This is a genomic window from Acidithiobacillus ferrivorans, from assembly GCF_016250455.1.
Lineage (GTDB): Bacteria > Pseudomonadota > Gammaproteobacteria > Acidithiobacillales > Acidithiobacillaceae > Acidithiobacillus > Acidithiobacillus ferrivorans.
Genome location: NZ_CP059488.1, coordinates 1,735,948 through 1,761,979 on the forward strand (window position 1 = coordinate 1,735,948; position 26,032 = coordinate 1,761,979).

The 26,032-nt window shown below is 56.1% G+C and carries 24 protein-coding genes and 1 tRNA gene; 3 read left to right on the top strand and 22 right to left on the bottom strand.

What is annotated here, in order from left to right:
- Positions 1-3: 3 nt before the first annotated feature.
- The 15 genes from tig to mtnA all read right to left on the bottom strand — a co-directional run bounded on the left by tig (position 4) and on the right by mtnA (position 16,964).
- On the bottom strand, positions 4-1,290 hold the full coding sequence (gene tig / locus H2515_RS08665) for a trigger factor (protein WP_232821306.1): 1,287 nt from the start codon (positions 1,288-1,290) through the stop codon (positions 4-6).
- A gap of 73 nt (positions 1,291-1,363) precedes the next feature.
- The gene (gene pyrE, locus H2515_RS08670; protein WP_198659851.1) at positions 1,364-1,951 is read right to left on the bottom strand and encodes an orotate phosphoribosyltransferase; all 588 of its coding nucleotides are present in this window, start codon (positions 1,949-1,951) and stop codon (positions 1,364-1,366) included.
- Positions 1,952-2,016: 65 nt separating this feature from the next.
- The gene (gene pyrF, locus H2515_RS08675) at positions 2,017-2,733 is read right to left on the bottom strand and encodes an orotidine-5'-phosphate decarboxylase (RefSeq protein WP_198659852.1); all 717 of its coding nucleotides are present in this window, start codon (positions 2,731-2,733) and stop codon (positions 2,017-2,019) included.
- Positions 2,730-3,899 (bottom strand): tetratricopeptide repeat protein, encoded by a 1,170-nt coding sequence (locus H2515_RS08680; RefSeq protein ID WP_051984776.1) that lies wholly within the window; start codon positions 3,897-3,899, stop codon positions 2,730-2,732. Before H2515_RS08680 ends, pyrF begins: the two co-directional genes overlap by 4 nt.
- The gene (locus H2515_RS08685; RefSeq protein ID WP_065413536.1) at positions 3,900-4,205 is read right to left on the bottom strand and encodes an integration host factor subunit beta; all 306 of its coding nucleotides are present in this window, start codon (positions 4,203-4,205) and stop codon (positions 3,900-3,902) included.
- Between the two features lie 162 nt (positions 4,206-4,367).
- Entirely contained in the window at positions 4,368-6,074 is a 1,707-nt protein-coding gene (gene rpsA / locus H2515_RS08690; protein WP_014028802.1) for a 30S ribosomal protein S1, read from the bottom strand.
- Between the two features lie 78 nt (positions 6,075-6,152).
- Positions 6,153-6,833 carry a (d)CMP kinase gene (gene cmk / locus H2515_RS08695; protein WP_065413537.1) on the bottom strand — a complete coding sequence of 227 codons (681 nt, stop codon included), beginning with the start codon at positions 6,831-6,833 and terminating at the stop codon, positions 6,153-6,155.
- On the bottom strand, positions 6,830-8,131 hold the full coding sequence (gene aroA, locus H2515_RS08700; protein ID WP_065413538.1) for a 3-phosphoshikimate 1-carboxyvinyltransferase: 1,302 nt from the start codon (positions 8,129-8,131) through the stop codon (positions 6,830-6,832). Before aroA ends, cmk begins: the two co-directional genes overlap by 4 nt.
- A 3-nt stretch (positions 8,132-8,134) precedes the next feature.
- Positions 8,135-9,010 (bottom strand): prephenate dehydrogenase, encoded by an 876-nt coding sequence (locus H2515_RS08705; RefSeq protein ID WP_083091514.1) that lies wholly within the window; start codon positions 9,008-9,010, stop codon positions 8,135-8,137.
- Between the two features lies 1 nt (position 9,011).
- A complete protein-coding gene (aroF, locus tag H2515_RS08710; RefSeq protein ID WP_014028798.1) occupies positions 9,012-10,028 on the bottom strand; it encodes a 3-deoxy-7-phosphoheptulonate synthase in 1,017 nt (338 codons plus the stop codon).
- Positions 10,029-10,032: 4 nt separating this feature from the next.
- A complete protein-coding gene (gene hisC / locus H2515_RS08715) occupies positions 10,033-11,130 on the bottom strand; it encodes a histidinol-phosphate transaminase (RefSeq protein ID WP_065413539.1) in 1,098 nt (365 codons plus the stop codon).
- Positions 11,130-12,206, bottom strand: coding sequence for a prephenate dehydratase (pheA, locus tag H2515_RS08720; protein WP_014028796.1), 1,077 nt, complete (start codon positions 12,204-12,206; stop codon positions 11,130-11,132). The genes hisC and pheA overlap by 1 nt, the downstream gene beginning before the upstream one ends.
- 16 nt (positions 12,207-12,222) lie before the next feature.
- Positions 12,223-13,311 (bottom strand): 3-phosphoserine/phosphohydroxythreonine transaminase, encoded by a 1,089-nt coding sequence (serC, locus tag H2515_RS08725; protein ID WP_065413540.1) that lies wholly within the window; start codon positions 13,309-13,311, stop codon positions 12,223-12,225.
- A 6-nt stretch (positions 13,312-13,317) separates the two neighbouring features.
- A complete protein-coding gene (gene gyrA / locus H2515_RS08730) occupies positions 13,318-15,855 on the bottom strand; it encodes a DNA gyrase subunit A (protein ID WP_198659853.1) in 2,538 nt (845 codons plus the stop codon).
- Between the two features lie 56 nt (positions 15,856-15,911).
- A complete protein-coding gene (mtnA, locus tag H2515_RS08735) occupies positions 15,912-16,964 on the bottom strand; it encodes an S-methyl-5-thioribose-1-phosphate isomerase (RefSeq protein ID WP_014028793.1) in 1,053 nt (350 codons plus the stop codon).
- 154 nt (positions 16,965-17,118) lie between these two features.
- Here mtnA and H2515_RS08740 point away from each other — a divergent pair, with 154 nt between their 5' ends.
- Together H2515_RS08740 and H2515_RS08745 are read left to right on the top strand one after the other, a co-directional pair.
- Positions 17,119-18,342 (top strand): class I SAM-dependent rRNA methyltransferase, encoded by a 1,224-nt coding sequence (locus H2515_RS08740; protein ID WP_198659854.1) that lies wholly within the window; start codon positions 17,119-17,121, stop codon positions 18,340-18,342.
- A gap of 58 nt (positions 18,343-18,400) precedes the next feature.
- Positions 18,401-18,476: transfer RNA gene (locus tag H2515_RS08745), tRNA-Thr, on the top strand.
- A gap of 101 nt (positions 18,477-18,577) precedes the next feature.
- On the opposite strand, the gene H2515_RS08750 is transcribed toward H2515_RS08745, so the two are convergent.
- From H2515_RS08750 to H2515_RS08780, 7 genes are all read right to left on the bottom strand, one after another.
- A complete protein-coding gene (locus H2515_RS08750) occupies positions 18,578-19,666 on the bottom strand; it encodes a TQO small subunit DoxD (RefSeq protein WP_035192491.1) in 1,089 nt (362 codons plus the stop codon).
- 10 nt (positions 19,667-19,676) lie between these two features.
- Complete coding sequence (locus tag H2515_RS08755) at positions 19,677-20,690, bottom strand: substrate-binding domain-containing protein (protein ID WP_014028790.1); 1,014 nt, start codon at positions 20,688-20,690, stop codon at positions 19,677-19,679.
- Positions 20,691-20,997: 307 nt separating this feature from the next.
- A complete protein-coding gene (locus H2515_RS08760; RefSeq protein ID WP_198659855.1) occupies positions 20,998-21,516 on the bottom strand; it encodes a DUF302 domain-containing protein in 519 nt (172 codons plus the stop codon).
- A gap of 86 nt (positions 21,517-21,602) precedes the next feature.
- Complete coding sequence (locus H2515_RS08765) at positions 21,603-22,100, bottom strand: DsrE family protein (protein ID WP_035192497.1); 498 nt, start codon at positions 22,098-22,100, stop codon at positions 21,603-21,605.
- A 47-nt stretch (positions 22,101-22,147) separates the two neighbouring features.
- Positions 22,148-23,494, bottom strand: a complete 1,347-nt coding sequence (locus H2515_RS08770) for a porin (RefSeq protein ID WP_198659856.1) — start codon at positions 23,492-23,494, stop codon at positions 22,148-22,150.
- 921 nt (positions 23,495-24,415) lie between these two features.
- Positions 24,416-24,943, bottom strand: a complete 528-nt coding sequence (locus H2515_RS08775; RefSeq protein WP_232821307.1) for a hypothetical protein — start codon at positions 24,941-24,943, stop codon at positions 24,416-24,418.
- A complete protein-coding gene (locus H2515_RS08780; protein ID WP_198659857.1) occupies positions 24,933-25,103 on the bottom strand; it encodes a hypothetical protein in 171 nt (56 codons plus the stop codon). Before H2515_RS08780 ends, H2515_RS08775 begins: the two co-directional genes overlap by 11 nt.
- Positions 25,104-25,349: 246 nt before the next feature.
- Between H2515_RS08780 and H2515_RS08785 the strand changes: the two genes are divergently transcribed.
- Positions 25,350-25,655 (top strand): hypothetical protein, encoded by a 306-nt coding sequence (locus tag H2515_RS08785; RefSeq protein ID WP_198659858.1) that lies wholly within the window; start codon positions 25,350-25,352, stop codon positions 25,653-25,655.
- Positions 25,656-26,032 lie beyond the last annotated feature (377 nt).

Genomic DNA, 26,032 nt, shown 5'->3' on the forward strand with positions numbered 1-26,032 from the left:
CGGTTATTCTGTGTGTGCTTCGGCTGCCGACGTCCGACCGATAAGCTGGTTAAAGCTGACCGACTCGTCTGCCACTTTAACACGCTCGAGAAGCCATGCCACAACTTTGTCTTCCAGCACCATAGCTTCGGCCTGCTCCATCTGCTCGGGTTTACTGCGATACCAGCTCATGAACTGCTCAGCATCCTCATACTGCTCAGACATATCCCGAATAAGCTGGGTGATTTCCGTCGTGGATGCCCGCAGCTTTTCGCGCCGGACGATTTCCGACAAAACCAAGCCGAGTATGACACGCCGCTTAGCCAACGCGTCCAGGTCATCGCCGCCGGCCACCGCATTGGCGTCTTTTTGCAAACGCTCCAATTCCTGTCCGACCATTTGCTTGGGCAAATCGGGATGATTGCTCTCAGCAATCAGTTCCAGAATTTGCGATTTCACCTGACTTCGGCTCATCCGCTGCGCTTCACGTTCCAGATTTTCCCGTACTTCCTGCCGTAATTCGGCAACATCCCCATCCTCGATACCTAGTGCCAGGGCAAAAGCCGCGTCCACTTCGGGCAATTGGGGTGCCGCAACTTCCTTGACCTGAAGATGAAATTGGGCGGCCTGACCGGCGAATTCCGGAACATGATATTCTGCCGGAAACTGTACCGCGATGGTTCGCTCTTCTCCCGCAGACATGCCCAGCAATCCCTGCTCAATGTCTGGCAGCAGGCGACCGGAGCCCAGCACCACGGGGTAGTCGGTTACATCACCGCCCGGCATGGGGACACCATCGATGGTCCCCTGAAAACCTACGGTGACCCGGTCCTCGTTCTGGGCGGCACGCTCCGCAGGCACATAAAAACGCCGCTGCTGACGCATGATATCTATGGTGGCATCCACGTCGGCGTCCGTCACTTCAGCCGTCTTGCGGATCACCGTAGCGTCCGGGACCTGCGGGTCAAACTCGGGATACACCTCCACCACAGCCGTAAACACGAGATCCTCACCGCGTCCCCCCTGCTCGACCCGTACGTCTGGTCTGCCGACAGGACGCAAAGACTCATCACGCACCGCCTGGGAATAGCGTTCATTGATGAGATGATCAAAGGTCTCCATGAGGGCATCCGAACCATAATGGCGTTCGATAAGGGCTATGGGCGCCTTACCGGGCCGGAATCCGGGGAGACGCGCAGAGCGCGCCTTATTACGCAGACGCTGAGATACCCCACTCTCCACCTCACTGGCGGGAATGGTCACACGGATGTGTCTTTCCAAAGGCGCGGCCTCTGGTGTCAAGATTTGCATGAACTGATCCTTCTTTTGCATTTTGTCTAAGCCTAAACATTAATGATAAACACAAGCCACCTGCCCCTCAAGGTCAGCGCAGACCGCGGCTCCCTGGTTTAACGGGCGTCCCGCCAGCGGCGCAGAGGGGACAATCAGCTGCTTCCCAGGTGTGTACCGGGAGCCGTAATAGCGGAAAAAATGGTACACCGGCAAAATCGCTGAATCCTGAACTGCGGTCAATGATTGCCGATGCCGCCAACACTTGCCCACCTGCTGCGCGAATGGCTGCCATGCATTCCCGCGTCGAGCCACCCGTCGTCGTAATATCTTCAACCACCAACACGCCTTCGCCCGGCGCCAATGCAAAGCCCCGGCGCAGTACCATCTGTCCGGCTTCCCGCTCGGTAAACAGGCTGCGGACCCCCAGCGCGCGGGCACATTCATAGGACACCAGAACCGCACCCATGGCCGGCCCTACGACACAGGAAATACGCTGCTGCAAATCCGCAGGAATACCAGCCACCATCGCCGCACACAGCCGCGCTGAGTGCCCAGAATGTTGCAGTACCTTGGCCGACTGCAGGTAGGTATCACTATGCAGCCCGGAGGATAGCAGGAAGTGTCCCTGGAGCAGGGCCCCATCTTCTTTGTACAATGCCACCACTTCGTCTGCATTCACAGTGATTTCTTCTCCATGATCAACGTTATGCGAGCACAGCCTTTACACCTTTTTCATTCAGCATGTTACTCAGGATCGACGGGATCCCCTGCCAACCCACTCAATATCTGGCTCAGGGCCCGGGCCGGATCTTCGGCAGCCGTGATAGGCCTGCCCACCACGATGAAGTCCGCGCCCGCCGCCAGTGCCGCCGCAGGCGCCATAATACGTCTCTGGTCGTCCCCCGCATCCTGCGCGGGACGAATCCCAGGGGTCACACGCAGGAGTTCAGGTAGTACCGCCCGTAGACGACCTGCCTCCAACGCAGAACAGACGACACCATCCAAGGCACATTCTGCCGCAAGTGTTGCCAAACGCTCAACTTGATCCTGCACCGAACTGTTGACGCCAACTTCGCGTAAAGTGGCGTCGTTCATGCTCGTGAGCACCGTCACCGCAACCAGGAGAGTCCGCTGTGTCCCATCAGCGGCATCGTTCACTGCTTCGCGTGCAGCGCGCAGCATGGTACTACCACCACTCGCATGTACGTTGAGCATCCATACGCCGAGACGCGCTGCCGTCCTGCACGCTTTGGCGACGGTCTGCGGAATATCGTGAAATTTGAGGTCAAGAAATACGTCAAATCCTCGCTCCTGCAGGCACTCCACAATGGCGGGGCCGTAGGCAGTAAAGAGTTCCTTACCTACCTTGACCCGACACGCGGCAGGATCAAGCTGATCCACCAATACCAAGGCGTCGCGTTCGTTCGCATAATCCAGCGCAACAATGAGCGGTGAAATCACAAACTACACCCTCCAGAAAAGGTTCCCCACTGACGGCAGCCAGGGCAGCGCCAATAGTACTGAGGACTTTGATAACCACAGGACTGACAATAAAAAACCGCCGCCTCCACCGCCAGCCTTCGCACCGCTACCGCCATAACGGGGTACAACGCAGGCTCTGGCGCCTCGGGATCCAATTCCAGCAAAACCTGCATCACCCGCATATCTGGCTGCCGCAACAGAACATGTCTTAAATATGCCGTCGCCGCAGCAGTTCCTTCAACCACCTGCAAGGCATGCGCCAAAAGCTTTACGGCCAATGGCGAATTACACATCTTCAACAAGCGTTCTCGCGTTACTTGCACATCCGTGTCGTTCGCAGCATATCGTAAAACACTCAGAAACGGTTGCAAAATAAGCAGAACCACAGACTCTACTGGGGAATCAAGGAGTTTTTCCCAAAGGCTTAGCGCCGCACCCCAGTCCTGCCGATCGAAGGCGATGCGTCCGCCAATCATCAAAGCCCGCGGATTTTCTGGATCTTCCTTGTGGGCCAACTCCAAAAAGACCTTTGCCTGCCCCGCCTCTCCTGCGAGCAGCGATTGCTCGGCCAGTTCACCATAGAGCATGGCAATCACGGGACGCTGACCACGCGCACCTGTTTTATATAAGCGCTGACGAACCGCGATAGACTGCATCCACTCACTGCCCAGTTCGTACAGCTCGGCAAGCGTAGCAAGGCCCTCTAGATGATCAGGTTGACGATCCAGCAACTCTTTAAGGATGGATTCCGCTCGATCAAGGATTCCAGCCTTGAGGTAATCCTGGGCGATCTCGAAAAGTACACTTTGCCGCAAGTCAGGCGCCAGTGCTGGCTGCTCAAGAAGATGCTGATGCACCCGCAAGGCACGTTCCAGTTCTCCGCGGCGCCGAAAGAGACGCCCTAGGGCGAGCAAAATGTCAACACTCTCCGGATGTTGCCGTAATGCATCCAGAAAAACCTCTACCGCTTCATCATTGCGCTCACTGAGGAGATGGTTGAGTCCCTGAATATAAATTTCGGGAATCGTGTCAGGAGCACCCAGCGCAGATTTTCTGTAAGCGGTAATCCGACCAACCCATACGCCCAGAGCAATCGCCACAAGCAAAACGAGGATAACAACCATATCCACGCCAGAAGCCGTCAATTAGACCTTGCCACCCGCAACCACTTCAGGATAATCAACCTGCTCACGGAGTTCCTTACCCGGTTTGAAATGCGGAACCCGTTTTTCGGGCACCAGCACCGGCTCTCCCGTTTTCGGATTACGCCCCTGCTTGGCAGGACGCACGTGCATGGAAAAACTTCCAAAACCACGAATTTCAATGCGTTCACCCTCAGCCAATGCATCGCTCAGATAATCGAGCATCTGGCGGGTAGCCATTTCAATATCACGCACACTCAGATGCGGATATTGTGCACTGATGTTTTTGATCAATTCTGATTTAGTCATAGTTTATTAGCTTCTTAACAAAGAATGGTGAACTGACAGGGCATCGCAAAATTAAACTAGTAAGCGGCAGGTTGACGCTCCAAAAAACGCCTTCACCTGACGCCACCTCATTCCCCCTCTCGGTCATGATATTGATCAGGAGGGGGGAGAGGGTCACTGCACTTAACTATCTTCTTCCTGCTTACGCTTGAGCTGTTCTTTAATCAGATCACCCAGACTGGTGGTGCCTGTCGCTGCACTACGCGCATATTGCTGCACCGCAGCCGCCTGATCTTCCTGAGAAACAGCCGCTTCATGCGCCTTGGTACTGAGGGTCAAGGTGCGATTCTTACGATCGACCATCGCAATGGCGACTTCGATTTTATCCCCTGCGGCCAAAGTCTGACCACGGCCCAACTCGCGCTGGGGGAGGAATCCTTCGACGCCTTCACCAAGGCGGATCTCGGCGCCGCGGCCATCCACCGAGATGACTTCACCTTCGACCAGGGCGCCCTTTTCATTGGCCACCACAAACTGAATGAACGGATCGGTTTCCATCTGCTTGATACCAAGGCTGATACGCTCCCGCTCCGGATCGATGCTCAGGACAACCGCATCCAGCGTGTCTCCCTTTTTGAAGTCCCGTACGGCTTCTTCGCCGGTACGATCCCAGGCCAGATCGGACAAGTGGATCAGCCCGTCGATACCGCCATCCAAACCAACGAACACGCCAAAATCAGTAATGCTCTTGATCTGACCGGAAACACGATCGCCCTTCTGGAAGTTCTGCGCAAAGTCGTCCCAGGGGTTAGGCAAGCACTGCTTGATACCCAACGAAATACGGCGACGCTCTTCGTCGATATCGAGGATCATCACTTCAACTTCCTGACCTACATGCAATGCTTTGGCTGGATTGATGTTTTTGTTGGTCCAGTCAATTTCGGAAACATGCACCAGGCCTTCGACACCTTCTTCGATTTCGACGAACGCGCCGTAATCCGTAACGTTGGTGACCTTACCGAAAATACGGGTGGCCTCCGGATAACGGCGGGCGATATCGCGCCAAGGATCTTCACCCAGCTGCTTCATACCAAGAGAGATACGGCCGCGCTCGCGGTCGAACTTGAGGACCAGGACACGCACTTCGCCGCCCACGGTGACCACCTCACTGGGATGCTTGACCCGACGCCAGCCCATATCGGTGATATGCAGCAGGCCGTCGATACCACCGAGGTCGATGAACGCACCGTAATCAGTAAGATTTTTGACCACGCCCTCCAGGATGGCACCTTCCTGAATACTTTCCAACAGTGCGCCACGTTCCACACTTTGTTCCTGCTCGACCACCGCGCGGCGGGAAACCACCACGTTGTTGCGCTTGCGGTCCAGCTTGATGATCTTCATCTCCAGATCTTTGCCTTCGAGATAGGCGACATCCCGTACCGGACGCACGTCAACCAGGGAGCCAGGCAGGAAGGCACGCACACCGTCGATGCTGACCGTAAAACCACCTTTTACCTTGCCGGTAAGGAAGCCATGCACCACTGCGTTGTCGTTGAAGGATTTCTCCAGATCGACCCAAGTCTTGGCGCGGCGGGCTTTTTCACGGGAGAGACGGGTTTCGCCCATGCCGTCTTCCACCAGCTCCAGACAGACCTCTACAGAGTCGCCGACCTTCACCTCTATCTCGCCTTCCGCATTGCGGAACTGCTCGGCGGGGATCGGTCCTTCAGACTTGAGTCCCACATCGACGATGACAAAGTCGTTATCGACGCGGGTCACGATGCCGGTAAGCAACTCGCCGGGTTTGAGGCCCTGGGTGCTCTGGCTTTCTTCAAACATCTCGGCAAAACTGGGTTCAACAAGCATTTCAGCGTTAGGGGTGGTCATAAATTTCAGTAGGCCTCATTATACCGGGTACGCCATGGGCGCCCCTTGAATCACTGCTCGATGCCATAAATGGCGGTTTCAATTTTCCTGAAAAGCCGATTGAACCCAGCTTTGCAGGACCCTGTATGTGTCGGAAACGCTTTGTTCGCTGGTATCCAGGAGGCGCGCATCGGACGCGGGCCGGAGCGGTGCCACGCTGCGCTGCTGATCCCGGGCATCGCGTTCCGCAATTTCCGCCACAACTGTGGCGAGACTAGCACTAATACCCTGTTCCATCAACTGATTCAGACGCCGTTTGCCCCGTTCTTCGGTCCTGGCGGTCAGAAATACCTTGAGCGGTGCATCCGGGAAAACCACGGTCCCCATATCTCGACCATCGGCTACCAATCCCGGCGCCTGGCGAAAATCCCGCTGGCGCTGCAATAAGGCCGCACGCACCGCAGGAATTGCGGCAATCTGAGAGGTCAACGCACTGATTTCGGAGCTGCGGATTTCCGCATCGACCAGATCTCCCGCGAGCAGAACATGTGTTTCGTCGGCGCCGCCCCGAAAGCTCAGGGGCAACGTGCGCGCCAGTTCGGATAAGGCCACGGCGTTGTCCGCAGGCAACGCGGCACGCTGTGCCGCCAGCGCCAACGCCCGATAAATAGCACCACTGTCCAAAAGATGCCAACCCAGATCACGGGCCAAAAGACGGCCCAGCGTGCCCTTACCAACCCCGCCGGGACCATCCAATGTGATGACGGGAATGCTATTCATGCGCCCACCACCTCCAGCAGCAGCCCGACCTGACGCGCCAGAGCGGGGAAACTTGGAAAAGACGTAACCACATTGGCACAGTCGAGGATTTCGATATCACCTTGCGCCACCAGTGCCGCCATAGCGAAGGCCATCGCGATACGATGATCCCCATGACTGTTTATACGACCACCCAGTAGAGGCGATCCATTGATAATGGCCCCATCCGCGCGCTCCTCTACAGTAACACCCACTGCACGCAGGCCACTAGCCATCACCGCAATGCGATCACTTTCCTTCACCCGGAGCTCTTCGGCACCGGTAACCACGGTCTGACCCTTCGCACACGCCGCGGCGATGAACAGCGCAGGAAATTCATCAATAGCCAGAGGTACCAGATGGGGAGGAATGGCAATGCCTTGCAACGGCGCATAGCGAACGCGGATATCTGCGACCGGTTCACCGCCCACTACGCGCAGCGCGGTGAGATCAATCCGGGCGCCCATGCGGGTGAGGATTTCAATGATGCCGGTGCGCGTCGGATTGATGCCTACACCTTCCAGGGTGAGATCGGAACCCGGCGCGATGGTGGCGCCGAGCAGGAAGAAAGCTGCGGAAGAAATATCGCCGGGCACCTGCAGCGACTGCCCATGCAGGTGCCCACCTTGGCGCAGACAAGCCCGAGCGCCTTGGCGCTCGACCGGGTAACCAAAACCCCGCAGCATCCGCTCGCTGTGATCACGGGTAGGCGCGGGCTCCGTCACGCAGGTCTGACCTTCGGCATACAACCCCGCCAGCAAGATGGCGGATTTGACTTGGGCACTGGCCATCGGCAGGGCATAGTCGATACCGTGCAGGGGCCGCCCATGAATCTGCAAGGGCGCCTTATCGTCCTGGGCAGCAATTTCCGCGCCCATGGCAGTCAATGGCCTCAACACCCGGCCCATAGGCCGCTGCCGCAGACTGGCATCGCCTATCAGCGTACTCGGGAAAGTCTGACCGGCCAACACACCTGCCAAGAGACGCATTGCCGTACCGGAGTTCCCGCAGTCCAACGGTACACCAGGTGCCCGTAATCCATACAGACCGACACCCTGTATACGCAAGCGCCCATGATCCGGTCCTTGCATCTCTACGCCCATGGTGCGAAAGGCGGCGATAGTAGCGAGTACATCGGCACCTTCCAGCAGTCCCTCTACTTCCGTCACACCTTCAGCAAGCGCACCAAGAATAACAGCGCGATGGGAAATAGATTTATCGCCGGGGACCGGAAAACGACCTTTGAGCTGACTGCCAGGATGGACGAGATATTGGGTCATGATTCAGGGATGTACCGGAGGAAATTGAAATTGTTGACGACAGTCGCGACCACGCTCCAGCAAGGTTCGCAGGGCGCTCCTGTCATTCCCTGCGAGTATCTGCTCGACATTGCCGAGGGTTTTTTGCAAAGCCTGCAGATGCTGCCCGACAATTGCACGATTCTCCCAGAGGATAGCTGCCCAGAGATCGGGGTCAGAGGCCGCTATTCGGGTAAAGTCACGGAGCCCTCCGCCAGCGAGATCACGCAGCACAGGGGCCTGATCATCCAGGCCTGCCATGTAGGCAAAGGCGAGTAAATGGGGCAAATGGCTGGTCGCAGCAAGTGCTTGATCATGGGCCTCCGGCGTCATTTGCGAGACAGTCGCACCGAGGTTCTGCCAAAAGTCGCCTAAAGCGTTTACTGCATTAAGCGCCTGTCCCGGCAGCGGCGTCAGGATGACACGCGTCCCTTGATAAAGACTCTCCTGCGCCGCTGCAAATCCGGTTTTTTCTCCACCAACCACGGGATGCCCAGCGATGAAGCGATCTCCCAGCAATTGACGACCCAATTGCGCTATCGGCGCTTTGATGCTGGCGACGTCGCTGACCAAGGTCTCTGAGGATATATGACGCGCCCATTCCGGCAACTGCTGCAAGATGATTTGCGGAGGGGTAGCCAGCAGGACCAGGTCGGCATCTCGCAGCGCCGATTCCAACTCATGGGTCAGGCTGATCCGCCATTGCTGCACCGCAGACCCCATGCGCTGAACCGCCGCCGCATCTGCAAGCACACCCACCAGCGATCCGGCGAAGCCCCTGTTGCGCAAGGCTTTAGCGACACTCCCGCCCATGAGGCCAAGGCCGATAATAGTGACTCGCTGGAAAGGAATGCCTGACATGCTAGAGTTCGCGACCGATGGCCTCGGCGATTTTACGCAGATCACCCATCAGCGTCATGAGTTGCTGCGGACTCAGGGCCTGATCGGCATCGCACCAGGCTTCTTCGGGACAGGGATGCGACTCCACCAGCAAACCATCTGCACCGGCCGCAATGGCGGCCTTGGACAATTGCGGCACGAGCCAAGCCTTACCGCCAGCGTGACTGGGATCGACGATAACCGGCAGATGCGTCTCCCGCTTGAGGACCGGAATAGCGGTGACGTCAAGGACATTACGATAGGCCGTCTCAAAGGTGCGAATACCACGCTCGGCGAAGATAATTCGGTGGTTACCGTGAGCAGCGATATATTCGGCCGCCATGAGCCATTCCTTAATGGTGGCACTCAGGCCGCGCTTGAGTATGACCGGCACATCCAGACGCCCGACTTCTTTGAGAAGATCGAAGTTCTGCATGTTGCGCGTGCCGATCTGAATGATATCCACCCCTTTTTCGAGGAAAAGATCAATCTTGCGGACATCCATCAGTTCGGTAACGATGGGCAGACCGACGGCATCGGCGGCGGTCCGGAAATAATCCAGACCTTCGTCGCCCACGCCTTGGAAGGTGTAGGGGCTGGTGCGGGGTTTGAAAGCTCCACCGCGCATCAGACGGCAGCCCGCCGCCTTGACGGCCTCTGCAGAGCTGCGCATCTGCTCCGGTGTTTCGACCGAACAGGGGCCAGCGATCACTTGAATCTGCTTGCCCCCGATGGGAATACCACGCACCTCGATCACCGTATCGGTGGATTTGAACTCGCGGCTCACGAGCTTGTAGGGCTTTAGAATAGGCATTACCTGTTCCACGGCAGGCAAGGATTCCAGTGCCCCCTCAGGCAACAAGCGCTCATCTCCTAACAGACCGACCACGGTGCGCTCGGAACCGGTACTGACCATGGGCTGCAGGCCAAACTGGCGGATACGCTCCAGCAGGTGCTCCATCTGCTCTGCGGTAGCTTGTGGTTTAACAATGACGATCATGGGATTACAGGACCTCGCCCAGCATTTTTAGAAAGCGTTGATTTTCCACCGGCAGGCCAACACTGACCCGCAGATGATCCGGCATGCCGTAAGGGGTAAGCGGCCGGATGATCACGCCCCGCTGCAACAGCGCGTCGTAGACGCGCGGTCCACCCCCTGGTACGGCAAAAGCGGTAAAGTTGCCTGCAGGCGGCAGGATTGTCAATCCAAGATTACGTAATCCGTCGCGGAGGGTCACGATTCCCTGGTGATTGTTGGCCAAGGTAGCCCGTAGATGGGCGCGGTCCGTGAGCGCAGCGTGCGCTGCCACCTGCGCCAACGTATTGACATTGAATGGCTGACGAACCCGCTCCAGCACTGCTATCAAGTCAGGGTGGCCAATGCCGTAACCGCAACGCAGGCCTGCCAACCCATAGGCCTTGGAAAAGGTCCGGGTAAGCAGCAGATTACTGAAGCGCCGCAGCCACAGCTTACCGTCAGGATAATCTGCAGTATCCATCAGTTCCAGATAAGCCTCATCCAGCACCACCAGGGCATGCGCAGGCACACTGTCGATAAAGGTCTCCAGCGCCGCCGCTGTAAGGTACGTACCCGTGGGATTATTGGGGTTGGCGATAAAAACCAGCCGGGTTTGTGCGTTGAGCAGACCGGCCATAGCCTCCAGGTCATGACCGTAGTCCCGTGCCGGGGCAATCCGCACGGTCGCTCCACTCGCTTGCGCAGCAATCGCATAAGCAGCAAAGGCATATTGTGAAACAATCACCTCGGTCCCCGGCCCAGCAAAGGCGCGTACGGCAAACTCCACCACCTGATCAGAACCGTTGCCGAAGATAAATTGCCTGGGGTCCAGATCTAACTGACGCGCCAGCAACGCGCGCAACTCTGGCGCTGATCCCTCGGGATATAGAGCCAGGGTAGGCAGCGCAGCACGGATAGCCGTCAGCGCCATAGGGCTCGGTCCCAGCGGATTTTCATTGGAGGCCAGCTTGATGGCATCACGGATACCCTGTTCCCGTTCCAGTTCCGCCAAGGGCTTACCCGGCTGATAAGGACGCAAGTCAGACACCCCCGCTGCCGCATATTCCAGATATTTATTGCACATTAAAATACCGCCCTGGGATAACTGCCGAGACAGCGATAGAAAGACGCCTGTTGCGCGAGGGCATCCAACACCGGTGCAATGGCGGCATCCTGACAATGACCGAGCAGATCGAGATAAAAGATGTACTCCCAAATAGCGGAGCGTGCCGGTCGCGACTCAATGCGCGTGAGGCTGATCCCGGCACCGGCCAATGGCGACAGCAGCGCATGCAGGCTCCCGGGGCGATTGGCCGCAGCCACCACCAGACTGGTCTTGTCGTTCCCTGTGGAGCGGGTACTGATCTTACCGATCACCCAAAAGCGCGTGGTGTTCTCGGGATTGTCTTCAATACCGGCAGCCAGAATATCGAGGCCATAGGCTTCCGCAGCCACCGCAGTGGAAATTGCACCACCTTCGGCATCCGCCGCTGCACGTTCAGCCGCCACGGCATTGCTGGAGACATCCACCAATTGCACCTGCGGCAAGTGGGCCGCAAGCCACTGGCGACACTGAGCCCGGGTCTGGTAGTGCACATAGACCCGCCGAATAGCATCCAGCGAACCTTTGCCCACCAGATTATGGACGATACGTAACTGCACCTCGCCGCATATATGCAGCGGATAATCCAGCAGCAGATCGAGGCTGAGATTGACGGAGCCCTCAGTGCTATTTTCCACCGGTACCACGCCGAAGCGGACCTGGTCACTATCTACCAGGCGGAAAATCTCGGCAATACCTGCCGTCGGCTGAAATACCGCAGCCCGCCCGAAATGCTTTTGCGCCGCCATTTGCGAGAAGGTGCCTGCCGGACCGAGGTAAGCCACCTGTAACGGCTCTTCCAGGGCCAGACCAGCAGAAATGATTTCGCGGAAGATAGTGGCAATTTGCTCCGCAGAAAAAGGCCCCGGATTCTCCGCCATCACCCGGCGAAGAATCTCCGACTCCCGGTCGGGATAATAAAAATTCGTCTCGTCAGCGGCGCGCTTCACTGCACCGACTTCAGCAGCCAGGCGGCCCCGCTCCGCCAGTAACTGGAGGATTTGTGCATCCACCTGATCAATGACCCCGCGCAATTCGGGAAGCGTTCGTACACTCATGAGATAAGCTGCCTCCCTAACCCTGGCGACGGGCGAAATCCCGCATGAAGTCAACCAGCGCCAGCACCCCAGCCTCCGGCATGGCGTTGTAGATAGAAGCGCGCATACCACCCAGCAGACGGTGCCCCTTGAGTTGGAGGAGTCCCTGCGCATCCGCCTCTTTCAGGAATATCGCGTCTAATACCGCATCGTGCAGGGTAAAGGGCACATTCATCTGCGAGCGATTACGGTGCTCTATGGCGTTGTTATAGAAGCCGCCAGAGTTATCAATCGCCGCATACAGCAACGCGGCCTTACGCGCATTGATCTCCGCCATAGCGCCCAATCCGCCCAACTGCTGCAACCATTTGAACACCAATGCAGCCACGTAAATGGCAAAGGTCGGGGGCGTATTGTGCATGGAGCCCTCTTTAGCGTGCACGGCGTAGTCCAGCATAGTTGCAGTACCGGTCGGCGCATGACCGATGAGGTCGTCGCGGACGATGACCAGGGTCAGACCGGCCGGCCCGATGTTCTTCTGGGCACCGGCATAAATAAGGCCAAAACGGCTGACATCCACCGGCTTTGAGAGGATATGGGAAGAAGCATCACTGACCAGCGGGATATCGCCCAGTTCCGGGACAAAATCGAACTCCAGACCACCGATGGTTTCATTGCCGGCAATGTGCACATAGGCCGTATCGGCGCTAACCTGCCACTCCGATTGCAGAGGCACCACACGGGCCTGACGATCCGCATTGCTGGCCGCCACTTCCACGGTCGCAAAACGCCTGGCCTCTGCTATGGCTTTTGCAGACCAGATACCGGTCTGCACATAGCTCGCCCGCGCATGACCGCGCAGCAAGTTGATGGGAACCATGGCAAACTGCAGGGTCGCACCGCCCTGTAAAAACAGCACCTTATAATGAGCGGGAACCTGCAGGAGGTCACGGAGGTCCTGCTCGGCCTCGGCGATAATCTGCATGTAATCTGCACCGCGATGGCTCATTTCCATGACCGAAATACCGCGGCCATGCCAATCGAGCAACTCCGCCTGCACCTGCTCCAGCACCACATGGGGAAGCATCGCCGGACCCGCACCAAAATTATAAACGGGATATTTCATGATGTGTTACTGGGGCAGATCAGTCTGCTCCCCCTCCTCTTCTTCCGTATCGGCAATCAACGCCAGTCCCGCCAGTTGCTCACCCTCGCCCAGGTTAATCAGGCGCACCCCCTGCGCATTCCGGCCGGTACGACGGATGCTGTTGATGGCAATACGAATCAGGGTGCCGTGATCGGAGACCAGCATCAGTTCGTCCCGCTCCGTTACCGCCAGCGCGCCGACCACATCACCATTGCGCGCGTTGGTCTGGATGGCAATAACACCTTTTCCACCCCGGTTGGTACGGCGGTATTCATCCACTTCCGTCAATTTACCGTAACCATTGGCCGTAGTGGTGAGGATCACCTGACTGGAGTCCACCCACTGTGCCGAGATCACCCGATCATTCTCTTCCAGACTGATGCCGCGCACGCCCCGGGCATTACGCCCCATGGCCCGGGCTTTCGCCTCGGGGAAACGCACCGCCATACCATGCCGGGTAAAGAGCATGAACTCGCGCTGCCCGTCGGAAAGGCCCACGGCGACCAGACGATCGCCGGGGTCGAGGTTGATGGCATTGATACCCTGACTGCGCGGGCGGGAATACTCCATGACCGGCGTCTTTTTGACGACACCGTGGGAGGTCACCATGCAAACAAACTGCCCCTCGGTAAAGTCTCGAACCGGCAACACGGCGGTGATACGCTCCGTGGGTGCCAGGGACAACATGTTGACGATGGGCTTGCCCTTGGCACCGCGACCCGCCTGCGGTAACTGATATACCTTCTGCCAGAAAACCTTACCGAGATTGCTGAAGAATAGACAATAGGCATGGGTCGAAGCGCAGAACATGCGTTCGACAAAGTCTTCTTCTTTGGTGGTGGTGGCCATCTTGCCTTTGCCGCCCCGTCTCTGGGCATTGAAGACCGTCACTGGCTGCGCCTTGATATAACCGGCGTGGGTGAAGGTCACCACCATTTCCTCTTCGGTAATCAGATCTTCCGTCGAAATATCACCGGTGTCCGCCACAATCTCACTGCGCCGGGCATCTCCGTACTGATCGCGGATAGCCACCAACTCTTCGCGGATGACCTCCATCAGCCGGGTCTTTGAGCCGAGAATCTCCAGCAACTCACGGATGCGATCCAACAAGGCCAGGTATTCATCGCGGATTTTGTCCTGCTCCAGCCCGGTCAGACGGTGCAAACGCAGATCGAGAATAGCCTGGGCCTGGGTCTCGGACAGATGATAGCCATCGGCCTGCATACCCTCAGAAGGCTCAGCACGCTCGACCAACAACGCCGCGACCATGCCCGGCTCCCAGGATTTCGCCAGCATCTGCGCCTTGGCTTCCGCCGGGTTGGCGGCTGCCCGAATCAGGCTAATGAGCGGATCCAGATTGACCAGCGCCACTGCCAGACCTTCGAGGATATGGGCACGATCGCGTGCCTTCTTCAGTTCAAAGACGGTACGCCGGGTAACCACTTCGCGGCGATGCTGGATGAAGGCTTGCAGCAGATCGCGCAGACCAAGGGTTCTCGGTGCTCCGTCCAGCAGCGCGACCATGTTGATATTGAACACGCTCTGCATAACCGTGTGCTGGTAGAGATTATTCAGCACCACATCGGCATTGGCATCGCGTTTGAGTTCAATGGCGATACGCATGCCCGATTTATCGGACTCGTCGCGCAGATCACTGATGCCTTCCAGACGCTTTTCCTTGACCATCTCGGCGATGCGCTCAATGAGTCTGGCCTTGTTTACCTGATAGGGCAGCTCGGAGACAATGACGCTTTGCCGGTTGGTTTTCTTGTCCGTCTCGAACTCGCAGCGCGCACGCATGACCACCCGGCCCCGCCCGGTGCGGTAGGCTTCGATACTGCCGGCGCGGCCATGAATAAAGCCTGCCGTCGGGAAATCCGGCGCCGGGACCAGGGTGAACAAATCTTCATCCGAAGTCTCGGGATCATCCACCAGCGCCAGACAGGCACTGATCACTTCCGTCAGATTGTGGGGTGGAATATTGGTGGCCATACCCACAGCGATGCCCGCCGAACCATTGATCAGCAGGTTGGGAATACGTGCCGGCATGACCAGCGGCTCCCACTCCTTTTCATCGTAGTTGGGACCAAAATCGACGGTTTCCTTCTCCAGATCCGCCAGCATTTCGTGAGCGATTCGGGACATACGCACTTCGGTGTAACGCATGGCGGCGGGACTGTCGCCATCCACCGAACCAAAGTTACCCTGCCCGTCGATGAGCGGGTAGCGCATGGAAAAGTCCTGCGCCATCCGCACCATCGTGTCATAAACCGCGGTATCGCCATGGGGATGGTATTTACCGATGACATCACCGACGACACGCGCCGACTTCTTATAGGGCTTATTCCAGTCGTTGTTCATTTCGTGCATGGCGAAGAGCACACGACGATGCACTGGCTTGAGGCCATCGCGGGCGTCGGGAAGGGCGCGGCCGACGATCACGCTCATGGCGTAATCGAGGTAGGACTGGCGCATCTCCTTTTCGAGACTGACAGGAATAGTTTCTTTAGCGAATGCGATCATGTGGAGACTGAGTACCCCTGATTATTTCTTCAACGCGGCATTATGCCACAGCAGGGCTAAGCCTGCATGTGGCCAGCGGCCAGCGCCTGGAGCGCCGCCTGAAACCCGGGGCGCGCCACGCCACGCTCGGTGATGATCGCGGTAATCAGGCTGGCGGGGGTGACATCAAAAGCCGGATTGCGCACTTCGACACCTTCTGGCGCCAGCGCATGGCCCGCACACTGCTGCACCTCGGCGGCAGGACGTTCTTCGATGGCAATGCCGCCGCCATCGGGCATGGCGAAATCCACCGTACTCAAAGGCGCCGCGACATAAAAAGGAATCTGATGATATTGCGCCAGTACAGCGAGGCTGTAGGTGCCAATCTTGTTCGCCGCGTCGCCATTGGCGGCAATGCGGTCGGCCCCGACGATCACCGCATGGATCAGGCCCTGTTGCATCAGATAGGCCGCCGCGCTGTCCACATTCAGATGAAAGGGAATGCCGTCCTGCTGCAACTCCCAGGCAGTGAGCCGCGCGCCCTGCAGCCATGGCCTGGTTTCATCCACATAAACATGGAGTTGCTTACCAGCAGAAACTCCGGCGCGAATCACACCCAGTGCCGTGCCGTATCCGCCGGTAGCGAGACTGCCCGTATTGCAGTGGGTGAGGATACCCCCCTCCGCCGGCAAGAGCTCCGCGCCGTAACGACCCATACGCTGGTTATCGGCAATGTCGTCGCGGAGCAAGTCGTGGGCGGCCTGTAAGAGCGCGGCACCAGCCTGTTCTGCAGTAGATGCCGATCGCGCCAGGGCCAGCTGCCGGTCCGTCGCCCAGGCGAGATTCACCGCCGTCGGTCGCGCCGCCTTGATCTCGTCGGCGGCACTCAGCAGGCATGCCTGCCAGTTCGCATGCGTGCTCGCCTCACTGACGGCCAGCGCCATGGCATAAGCGGCGGTGATACCGATCGCCGGGGCACCACGCACTACCATCTGCCGAATCGCTACCGCCACCGCGCGATAATCACTGAGCTTTAACCAGGTTTCCTGCTGTGGCAACAATCTTTGATCGAGAAGGCAGAGCTGGCCCTCCTCCCAACGGATGGCACGAATTTGGTCGGCACTGGGCACATATCCTCCTCGGTAAAATACCAGATCAATCGGAAGCGGAACACCGCCGTATGGCGTGCTCAATATACGAGCAGTTGAAAAGTCTGTAAAATGCGCCGGAATGTCCATACCCCATGCTTCTGGGGCACTCCCGCTTTTACCATCAGGTCAACTTATGCCTTCTGCCAGTCCATACCCCATTCTTCGCTTGCGTCCCAAGGAAGATCGCCGCCTGCGCGCCGGTCACCTCTGGATTTACAGCAACGAAATCGACGTCCAGAAAACCCCTCTCAGCGCCATCACCCCCGGCAGCGTTTGCCGGATGGAAGACGCACAGGGTAAGGCCCTCGGCCTCGCCCATGTCAATCCCCATACCCTGCTCTGCGCGCGCTTATTGAGCCGCGATCCCCATGTCAGCATTGATGAAGACTTTTATCGCACCCGGTTACAGCAGGCGTTGCTGATGCGCGAGCGTCTGTTCAGTGCACCCTTTTACCGCCTGGTGCATGGCGAAGGCGATGGTTTTCCCGGTCTGATTATCGACCGTTATGAGGATTATCTGGTGCTGCAAGCGGGTAGCCTCGGCATGGATCGCGATCTGCCCATGATCACGGCGGCTTTACAAAGCCTGCTGCGCCCAGCGGGCATTTTGCTGAAGGCTAGCGGCGCAGCGCGGCGACTGGAAGGATTGGCAGATCGCGTCGAGGTTCTCTTTGGGCATATTCCGGAGCGACTGGAGGTCTGGGAAAACGACTGCCTGTTTCAGGTTGACCCGCGCGGGGGGCAGAAAACCGGCTGGTTTTATGACCACCGTGCTAATCGTCGCCGCTTGCGGGATTGCGCCCAGGGGCGCCGGGTACTGGACTGTTTCGCCTATGTCGGTGGCTTTGCCATCCCTTTGGCCAAGGCCGGGGCAAGCGCCGTCACCGCCGTGGACAGTTCGGCACCGGCCTTGGTGATTCTGGAAGAAAACGCCCAACGCAACGAGGTGGCAAACTTGCGCAGCATCCACGGCGATGCCATGGAAACGCTGCACAACCTGCGCGACCGCGGTGAGCAATTCGACCTCATCGTCCTTGACCCTCCGGCACTGATCAAATCAAAGAAGGACTTCAAGGAGGGCAGTATCGCCTATCGCCGTTTCAACGATATGGCGATGCGCCTGCTGAGCCCCGGTGGCGTCCTGTTCTCGGCGTCCTGCTCCCATCACTTGAACCGGGAAACGCTGCTCAGCCAGATCGCTTTTGCCGCCCAGCGTGGCGACTATCAGATCATTGGCGAAGGCAGTCAGGATATGGATCATCCCGTCCACCCGGCGGTGCCAGAAAGCAACTACCTCAAGGGCTTCTTCATCCACCGTCGGGAAGAGTTGCCCGAAGAAGCAGAAGAGACCGCCTGATCACCAAGCGCGGTTGATTCTTGTCGCCATGCCCAGTGGCAGGTACAATCGCGCTCACGCCGGCGTAGCTCAGTTGGTAGAGCAACCGATTCGTAATCGGTAGGTCAGAGGTTCGACTCCCCTCGCCGGCACCACATTAAAAAAGCACCCAGCCAATCAGCTGGGTGCTTTTTTGTGTCCAATCGTTTTCGAGACCTACTCAGGTACCGATTGCCTATCGTGGTACGTGCGCAATTTATTTCTCCAAATCCATCGGGAGTTTCCATACATGCTCATTTACAGAGGTTAAAGAGAGCACGTATTGTCCAGGAGGCAGCAGCCCGCCCGCTGTCATGGATGGAAGATGAATGGTAGCCATAGCGCCCACCCCTCCAAAAAGTCCAAACTTTCCTGCCTTGAATTGCTGGTAGGCAAAATCATTCTGAAAATTGCTCTCCGGCATCGCCGCCAGTACCGAAGTTCCCCAGGTTTCAATCACCTGCCCGGTCTTGCTGTTCATCAGCACTGCACGCATGACATGCGAAGGTGTTGCGGGGGTACCTGCATCAACATAAGCATGAAAATATACAGAACCATCGGCGCTGAGAACTCCGTGGTCTAGAGCAATATGATGTTTGCCAGGACTTACCGGACCACCATGAAATGGCGTCACTATAGACCCACGATAATAGTTATAGGTTGACAGAATGAAAACAACCGAAATCCCTAACAGCGTCAGCGCAAATTTTTTGAAGGCAGCATCGGAAAGTGGTAGTGGAAGACTCCCACCGATCCATCGAAACCACGTTTTCTGCGCTAATCCAGGGCGGCGTGACAGCATCCAGTTATCCACCGAAAAGGCACCGCTACCGACCAATAGCAGAGTGACGCCCATCGCAAAATTGGAGGAAGCCATAGTCCATTCATCGATACAGGTGGCCCCCTGCCAACCAAAAAGCAGCATCAACACCGTAGAGAGTCCAATGGTCGCCAGCGCTGCGAGACGCGTATAAAGGCCGACCAACAGCATGAAGCCACCAACGAGCTCTATCGCGCTGAAAATCAAGAGGCCTGCATATAAGAGATAGAAGTGCTGCAGCAGGTAAGCAACGATATGATCTGTACCCAAAAGAGCCCCGGGCATGGCCGTCTGAAATTTATAGGCCATCCAGTGATCATGGGGGTTGAGTTTTTGCGGCCCGTAAATAAAGCGCCGTGTGGCGCCACCCCAGTAAATCCAGCCCTGTACAAAACGCACCGCCAACAGTCCAATGGCGGCGACACGCCAGCCATGATCAGCCCCTGTGGCGGGGGCGTTACCGGTGGGCAAAGTGGTCGTGGTCATGAAAACCTCCCTATTTTGCATCATGGTATGCTTTAAAACCGTAGCGCTCAAAGATGTGCAGTGCGACCGGAGACCGGAGAAAATTGACCCAATCCTTCGCCCACTTCGGATGCAGCGCCCCCTTGGCCACCGCGGACGCATAGATAGCCGTGGTGTTGTCTTTGGCGGGAATGGGTATATTGCTGATCGGATGCCCCGACTGCTCCTGAAAGATCGCCTCTGATTTCCAGGTCACGCCGGCATCAGCCAAACCCTGCATCAAAAAGAGGGGCGTTTGCCGGTGATGGACATGGGTCAGAATGGTCTCCCCATTTTTCACCTTGGTATCATAGACCATGCGTTCCAGAGCCGGACCACCGGCCTTGTGCAGCGAAATCTGGATCTGTCGCGCGACCCCTTCCCACCGGGGATCGGGCATGGACAGCCGAATCCCCGGCTTGCCCAGATCCCGTAGCGTTTCGATATGCGCGGGGTTTCCTTTCGCGATCATGATCGTCAGGTCGTTGGTCACGTAGGGCACGGCCGGGCCCTGCAGGAGCCCCTGGTGAATCAAATAATTTACTTTTTTGAGGCCAGCAGCATAAACATCCGGCTGGATGGTCCACGTCATATTGCCCACGGTGATGGTATTACCCTGCTGCATCTGCCGAATTAAAATGCCGGGCGGCAAGGTTTCATAATAAATTTTGCCTTTGATCTCCGGATACTCCTTCTCGAAGGCAGCCACCAAAGGGGCCATGGCAAAAAAGTAATTGCCGCCGACAAAGATCACCAGCTGCGGATGATCGATACTCCCGTGGAAATCCGCCAGATCATCCACCTCAGGGACCGTGAAGTTCAATCCTTTCTTCACCGTCGGATTGTTGGCGCCATGCTGCCAGGGCGGAAAAACTTGTTCCTGGTAACGTGGTACCTCCGCCTTTCCGTGCCAACCCATATCCGCCGCATGCGCCGTCATTCCCCAGAGACCCATAGACGTACATGCTGCTAAGAGGGTCATGCGAGCGATCGTTGTTTTCTTCATTTCAGACTCCTTGGCGTTATTTCGCTACCGAAACCCAGCCGGTTCAAACTCCGGCAAGGTACCAACAAAACCGAACGGTGAGCCAAATCCAAAATCTCTGGCGAGAGGCCAGGAAGACAGCACCCCGTTTCCGCAGTATAACGATGCCGTTGTCTTGTGGCGAAAAAACGCCGTCGGATCATTGGAGCCGACGGGATTCGTATGGACACCGATAATCCCCTAGATGAGGATATTGGCCTTTACAGAACTCAAAACCACGCATGGTGTTTTTTGTGGCTGGTTTCCGTGTTTTGACAATGCACCGATACTATCGCACAGGCTGTGCTCCGGGCACACTGGTCAACGCGCCGATTACCGCTTTATCAATCTTCTTCGCAACGTTTAAGGCAGGGGTGTTCCCGGTTAAAGCAACACGTTTTGGATAAACAATATAACTTTTTCCACCTCGGCCATATACGGTTAACGTAAGTGGGCATGCCGCAGATGATTCCCAATGGGCATTTAATAGCTGGTTAAAGAAAAACGGATTGCAGAAAACAACAGACTGCACATCACTGAACCCTGGCTTATTCAGGTTGGGAATATGTAATATGTGCTGTTTTGCCTTAATCATCTTCAAAATATCCAGATGCAACACGACCTTGAAGTGGTGTTGACCTAACGCTTTTTGCAGTTCTGGCATAACCTTGGAGATCGGTGCAGCGACACTTTCCACGTACATCGGTCCAGCAGCGGCGATGCCGATCCCAAAAAAGGAACACAGGCCGAATACGGCCAAACTGGGTTTCAAAATCGTCCACTTCACCGGTGTTGATTTATTTTGCATCCTACTTCACTCCTTAAAAAGGAGCGGTTGTGCATATATCTGCAACCGCTCATAACAACCACGAGGGGAGAGACCGATGTTACTATTTATGGCTTTACATAATCAAAACCATGCTGTTCGAGTTGCATGATACGAACGATACCGCCGGGAACTATGACGGCCTGACTTACCAATTTAGGGGGATGCCCCAGTTCCTTGGTCATTGCCTTATAAGTGTTATCACAGGCGTCAAATTCGACACCCTCTGCATCCAGCGAGGCGATCTTTTCAGCCACCGGGCTGTTCGCCAAATACATTTTCAACCCAGGCCCAAAAGCGACAATGACAATTTGCACTTCCTCCTGGCCAAAATAATTCATGAGGTTCTGTGCGTTACTGAGCACCAACCCCCAGCGGGCAGGGCTGTCCTGACTAACCTGCAAGACTATGTGTGCCTTAGCAAAGGGGTGTGAATGCGTGAAAGTGGGGCTCGCAAAGTTAGAATCTTTGAGCACCGTAATACCGGCATCGGCTGCACCTATCCCCCCCAGGAGGGATAACGCCGTTACGGCACCCATTATCGCCACGCGTATGCTTCGCTTCATCGGTTACCTCCGTAAATTCGTGTGGTTGCCCCTAAAAGGGGATGGAATCAAAAGGCAATCACGGCCTGTAGGTCAAGCGCGTTATCCGCGCTGTTAGCAATACTTTTAGCCAATGGTGTGACGGCGCCAGGATGGGGAATACCGACATCACGCACATAATAGTCGAGTATTACCCGGGTCAACGGCGTGAAGTGGTATTGCAAACCGACTGCCCAAGTGCTGAAGGTGCGATTCTGAGCGGCAATATTGGGCAAGCGATTATAATAATCATAGCGCAAATCCACCTCCATGCGCCGCGTCATAAACAAGCCCCCGCTGATATAATAACCGCGGGCAGTATTTTGACTGCCCGGGTAGACTTGTGCCTCACCCAGTGCCGCTTGCTGTGCAGGTGGTGCTACGGTAACGGGCGATGAAAAAACGGAGCCCGCGGAAATCATACCCGAACCACGCATGTATTCGACTTTTGCCCAGCGGCCCCACTGGTGCATATAACCCTGCATATAGGCTATACCAATACCATCCCGAGTCATCGAATAAGCGTGACCATTGAAGTTGGGCGTTGCATGCTGATACCAGATGAACCCCGTCAAACTACTCTGAAATGGCCCGTGTCCCCCAAAAATATAAGATTCTTGCAGCCGTGCAGCGACCAGAGGGCTATTCGAGTAGTTGGTGGCGGTCAGCGGACCAAAGTTTCCGACCATGGCCCCATAGGCAAACTCCCAGGGCCCGTTCCGAAACCAGTCCATGGCTTCGAGTCCTGTGTAGCGGAACGCATTGACCCCTTCCCCGTATTGACCGGGCACTGCAACCCCTCCCTGAGGATTTGGATTGGTGCGCGGCGCGTTCGGGTTATAAAAGGGCTGGAGCATCATCTGGGTTGTCACGTTGGCAAACGATGTGAAGTTGTAGGCCATGTATCCCTGCATGGCCTGCTCCGGTCCGGGGGCCCGAATAATACCCGCTTCTATCCGCACCCCAGGGATATAATGGCTGAAGGTGGCGTGCCCATCCATGATGGCAGGAGTATAATTTCCGCCGATGTGGGTAAACCCGTTATTCCCAAACTCGCCTGCCAGGAAATACGAGATATCCCGATTAATATTACCACGAATCATCAATCGTGCGCGATTGATATTGAAAGAATTGCTGGATGTGAAGTTCGGAGCAATTTGATTCAAGTGGGGGACCTGCGATCCTAAATTGTTGGTGACCGCGGTGCCTGGCATATAGGTGTAAGTAGGTTGAAAATATCCTGATACCGACACCAACGGCGCCAGTGCAGGCGAAATGCCTTGCAACTCAAACCAGTTCGCTGCGGATGCCGATTGTGCCAGCGTCATTACCGTAATACCGAGGGTGCAGCAAACCGCCGCACGTAGCTTTCTCATGGGTTCCTCCTTAACAATCTTAGGCGATGTTTTCATTAGGTGTTGATTATAAACTAAATTACCCTGAGCCATAGCTCGAACTCACATGAGCAATATCGGTGCCACAATGATGCTCTTGACGCTTTATCAGCATTCATGATGTCCGCAGATGGTATAAACTCAATGCCACCGGGTATTTTGACTAGCAAACAGATAGTTACATTCAGATATCCATGGATACCGGAAAGCATATTGACACAATCAATCACATTTATTGATAGGTCGTTCATTTTGCTTTTTTGAGAAGCTCACCGAACTGTTCCATTCCAGCCTCAATCACCCACGGTCTGGCGCATATGGGCCAAGTATATTAATGATTGACAATATTGCTAGACACTTAATGACAGGTCTGCAACTTAAAGAACAGCTACTATTTTGCCCTGGAATATATTTTGTCATTATAGGATTAGAATAATTGATCAATGACCGTAATAGCGCAGTCCCCAGGTTGCTGACCATTGAGATACTGCTCTGACCCGGCACATCAGCCATCATGGTAGACACTAGTAATGCAACAGCATCACCTTTCCCACTTGGACGGTTGGATTCTACGCCACGAACGCATGCCGTCCACAGTCTTGGTGTCCAGGAATAAGAAAAGCACCTAGACATGTCATCTAAGCGCTTGTTTTATGGTGGGCGGTAGTGGGTTCGAACCACTGGCCCCTGCCGTGTGAAGGCATTTGCATGATTGTGGATACTTATTTAAAAAGGAACTGGAAGGCGTTGACAGCCAGTAGAGTGCAACAAATTGCACTCAGAATGCACTCAACCTCTGCCGTCACTACTAAGCAGATCTGCGCTCCGGCCCACACCACCAATGTCCCTCCGCGCGGTACAAATCCGACATGGCCAGCCAGCTCCAAAGTAGTGCGCAAAACATCACTTGATCTGGTCCGCAAGGTCTAATTCAACAATCTCAAGCAGCGATCGCTCGCCACATATGAAGAGCGAGGTAGTCGAGTTGGCAGGGTGAATCTGACACCCAAGTCCAAGACCATCAAGCCGATCTTTTGTGACATGCCGCCGGCGGGCTATCGGCGTCGTTCCCCACGTTCCCACCTTCAATTTCAGGTAAACCGCCAGGTCGAAAAGGCCCATTTCTCGCACATGCTCCCGCCAGTGCTCAGGTGTGAACGGCTGCCAAAGGTCAACCGATCGGTTCACTGCCTGCATGGGCGTGGGGCCATATGCCGGATCTCCGGATTCGTAATGGCCTGGATCAATCTTTATGACCAGGTTTGCTCCGGCCCAGGCCAGGGCGTCCTCGCCAAGCTTGCTCCACGACAGCACCAGGAGTCTGGCCTTTGTATATGGCAAAGGGCTTTGCTCCGGAAGCAAGTCGGCAAGCAAGGAAAGCTCTTTACGCAGGTCTTGCGGGATCGTGTCAACCGTTGATTCACTCCACATCAACATCTTCCTCTGGCTCTGCTTGCTGCAAATGTTCAGCGGGGCAACGATACCCGTTTATGGCCCAGGCCGCAGCGATGAGCAAGTCTGGCGCCCTGTCCTCGATAAATACTGAGTCACAAAGCAGCTCGTCTGGAACTTCAATTTCTTTGTAGTTCATCCCCCTCCCCTCCCCCTTAGTCTGATTCCAGGCCAGGTATAGATCGGACGCGGGTCCGCCCCTTCAGGTATCTCCATCTCCTTCGATCTATACCCAAGCGGGTTCTGATATGGAGGAATGCCCAATGTTCAAAGGTGCTTTTGTAACTGCTCTGCAGTCGGCCAACACTTGCATGGCAACATTATGCTGCAACGGGATCGTAGCCATTGCTCCGGTGGCCGGTACCGCAAGCTATAGCTGGTAACCATGCGACGAATTTCAAATCTTGCATTTAACCAGGAGTTCCCTGAAGCCTCTGGCCTGTCTGGTATCCCTGTAGATAACCAGGTTAGGATTGCTCGGGATGCGGCTAATCCTTATGATCTGGATGCGGTGGGGATCTGGCTTGGGGGGCACCCGAAAACGCCCATCGGTTGGCTCTATCGCAAAGACAGCAACCGTGATGCCGTCCTGCAAAAGCTGGACGTCGGCGGAGATATCACTGGGCACATCGAGCAACGCATCCGTAGGAAAGGGGACAAGCCACAGAAGGTTGTGGTGTTCTGGCTGTGACAGGGCGTGCTCCAGAATCTGAGTGATGCGGAACCCAGAAGAAAGGAAGATATCTGACGACCGCAATGCCTTGAAGAAGGATGTGCACACCATGACTTAGTGCCGTCGTTGAAACGGGCTACTCTATGATAAGCGGCAAGATTGCTGGTATTCGGGGCCATCCTGAACGGCGGTTCAAGACTGGTAGCGGACATCCAGTGATAGCAGGTGAAAGACCCTTTGGGCAAACTCGCCATATCGACCTCAAATAGTGCGCGGGGAACATGGCCCCTAAATTATTGCAGAACGCAACATTTGTGCAGGTGAATCTGCAGGTATTGCGTTCCGGTGCTGAACGCGCTTAAACCAAAGCCAACCCCGCTATTCTGGGGTCAGCT

Coding starts and splice junctions, on each gene's coding strand:
- H2515_RS08780 (WP_198659857.1), bottom strand. CDS start 25,103: ATGAACTACAAAGAAATTGAAGTTCCAGACGAGCTGCTTTGTGACTCA.
- tig (WP_232821306.1), bottom strand. CDS start 1,290: ATGCAAATCTTGACACCAGAGGCCGCGCCTTTGGAAAGACACATCCGT.
- H2515_RS08750 (WP_035192491.1), bottom strand. CDS start 19,666: ATGACCACGACCACTTTGCCCACCGGTAACGCCCCCGCCACAGGGGCT.
- H2515_RS08760 (WP_198659855.1), bottom strand. CDS start 21,516: ATGCAAAATAAATCAACACCGGTGAAGTGGACGATTTTGAAACCCAGT.
- gyrA (WP_198659853.1), bottom strand. CDS start 15,855: ATGATCGCATTCGCTAAAGAAACTATTCCTGTCAGTCTCGAAAAGGAG.
- serC (WP_065413540.1), bottom strand. CDS start 13,311: ATGAAATATCCCGTTTATAATTTTGGTGCGGGTCCGGCGATGCTTCCC.
- H2515_RS08705 (WP_083091514.1), bottom strand. CDS start 9,010: ATGTCAGGCATTCCTTTCCAGCGAGTCACTATTATCGGCCTTGGCCTC.
- rpsA (WP_014028802.1), bottom strand. CDS start 6,074: ATGACCACCCCTAACGCTGAAATGCTTGTTGAACCCAGTTTTGCCGAG.
- aroA (WP_065413538.1), bottom strand. CDS start 8,131: ATGACCCAATATCTCGTCCATCCTGGCAGTCAGCTCAAAGGTCGTTTT.
- pheA (WP_014028796.1), bottom strand. CDS start 12,206: ATGAGTGTACGAACGCTTCCCGAATTGCGCGGGGTCATTGATCAGGTG.
- H2515_RS08755 (WP_014028790.1), bottom strand. CDS start 20,690: ATGAAGAAAACAACGATCGCTCGCATGACCCTCTTAGCAGCATGTACG.
- H2515_RS08765 (WP_035192497.1), bottom strand. CDS start 22,100: ATGAAGCGAAGCATACGCGTGGCGATAATGGGTGCCGTAACGGCGTTA.
- cmk (WP_065413537.1), bottom strand. CDS start 6,833: ATGAATAGCATTCCCGTCATCACATTGGATGGTCCCGGCGGGGTTGGT.
- H2515_RS08785 (WP_198659858.1), top strand. CDS start 25,350: ATGCGACGAATTTCAAATCTTGCATTTAACCAGGAGTTCCCTGAAGCC.
- H2515_RS08685 (WP_065413536.1), bottom strand. CDS start 4,205: ATGACTAAATCAGAATTGATCAAAAACATCAGTGCACAATATCCGCAT.
- hisC (WP_065413539.1), bottom strand. CDS start 11,130: ATGTGCAATAAATATCTGGAATATGCGGCAGCGGGGGTGTCTGACTTG.
- H2515_RS08740 (WP_198659854.1), top strand. CDS start 17,119: ATGCCTTCTGCCAGTCCATACCCCATTCTTCGCTTGCGTCCCAAGGAA.
- H2515_RS08770 (WP_198659856.1), bottom strand. CDS start 23,494: ATGAGAAAGCTACGTGCGGCGGTTTGCTGCACCCTCGGTATTACGGTA.
- aroF (WP_014028798.1), bottom strand. CDS start 10,028: ATGATCGTCATTGTTAAACCACAAGCTACCGCAGAGCAGATGGAGCAC.
- H2515_RS08775 (WP_232821307.1), bottom strand. CDS start 24,943: ATGTGGAGTGAATCAACGGTTGACACGATCCCGCAAGACCTGCGTAAA.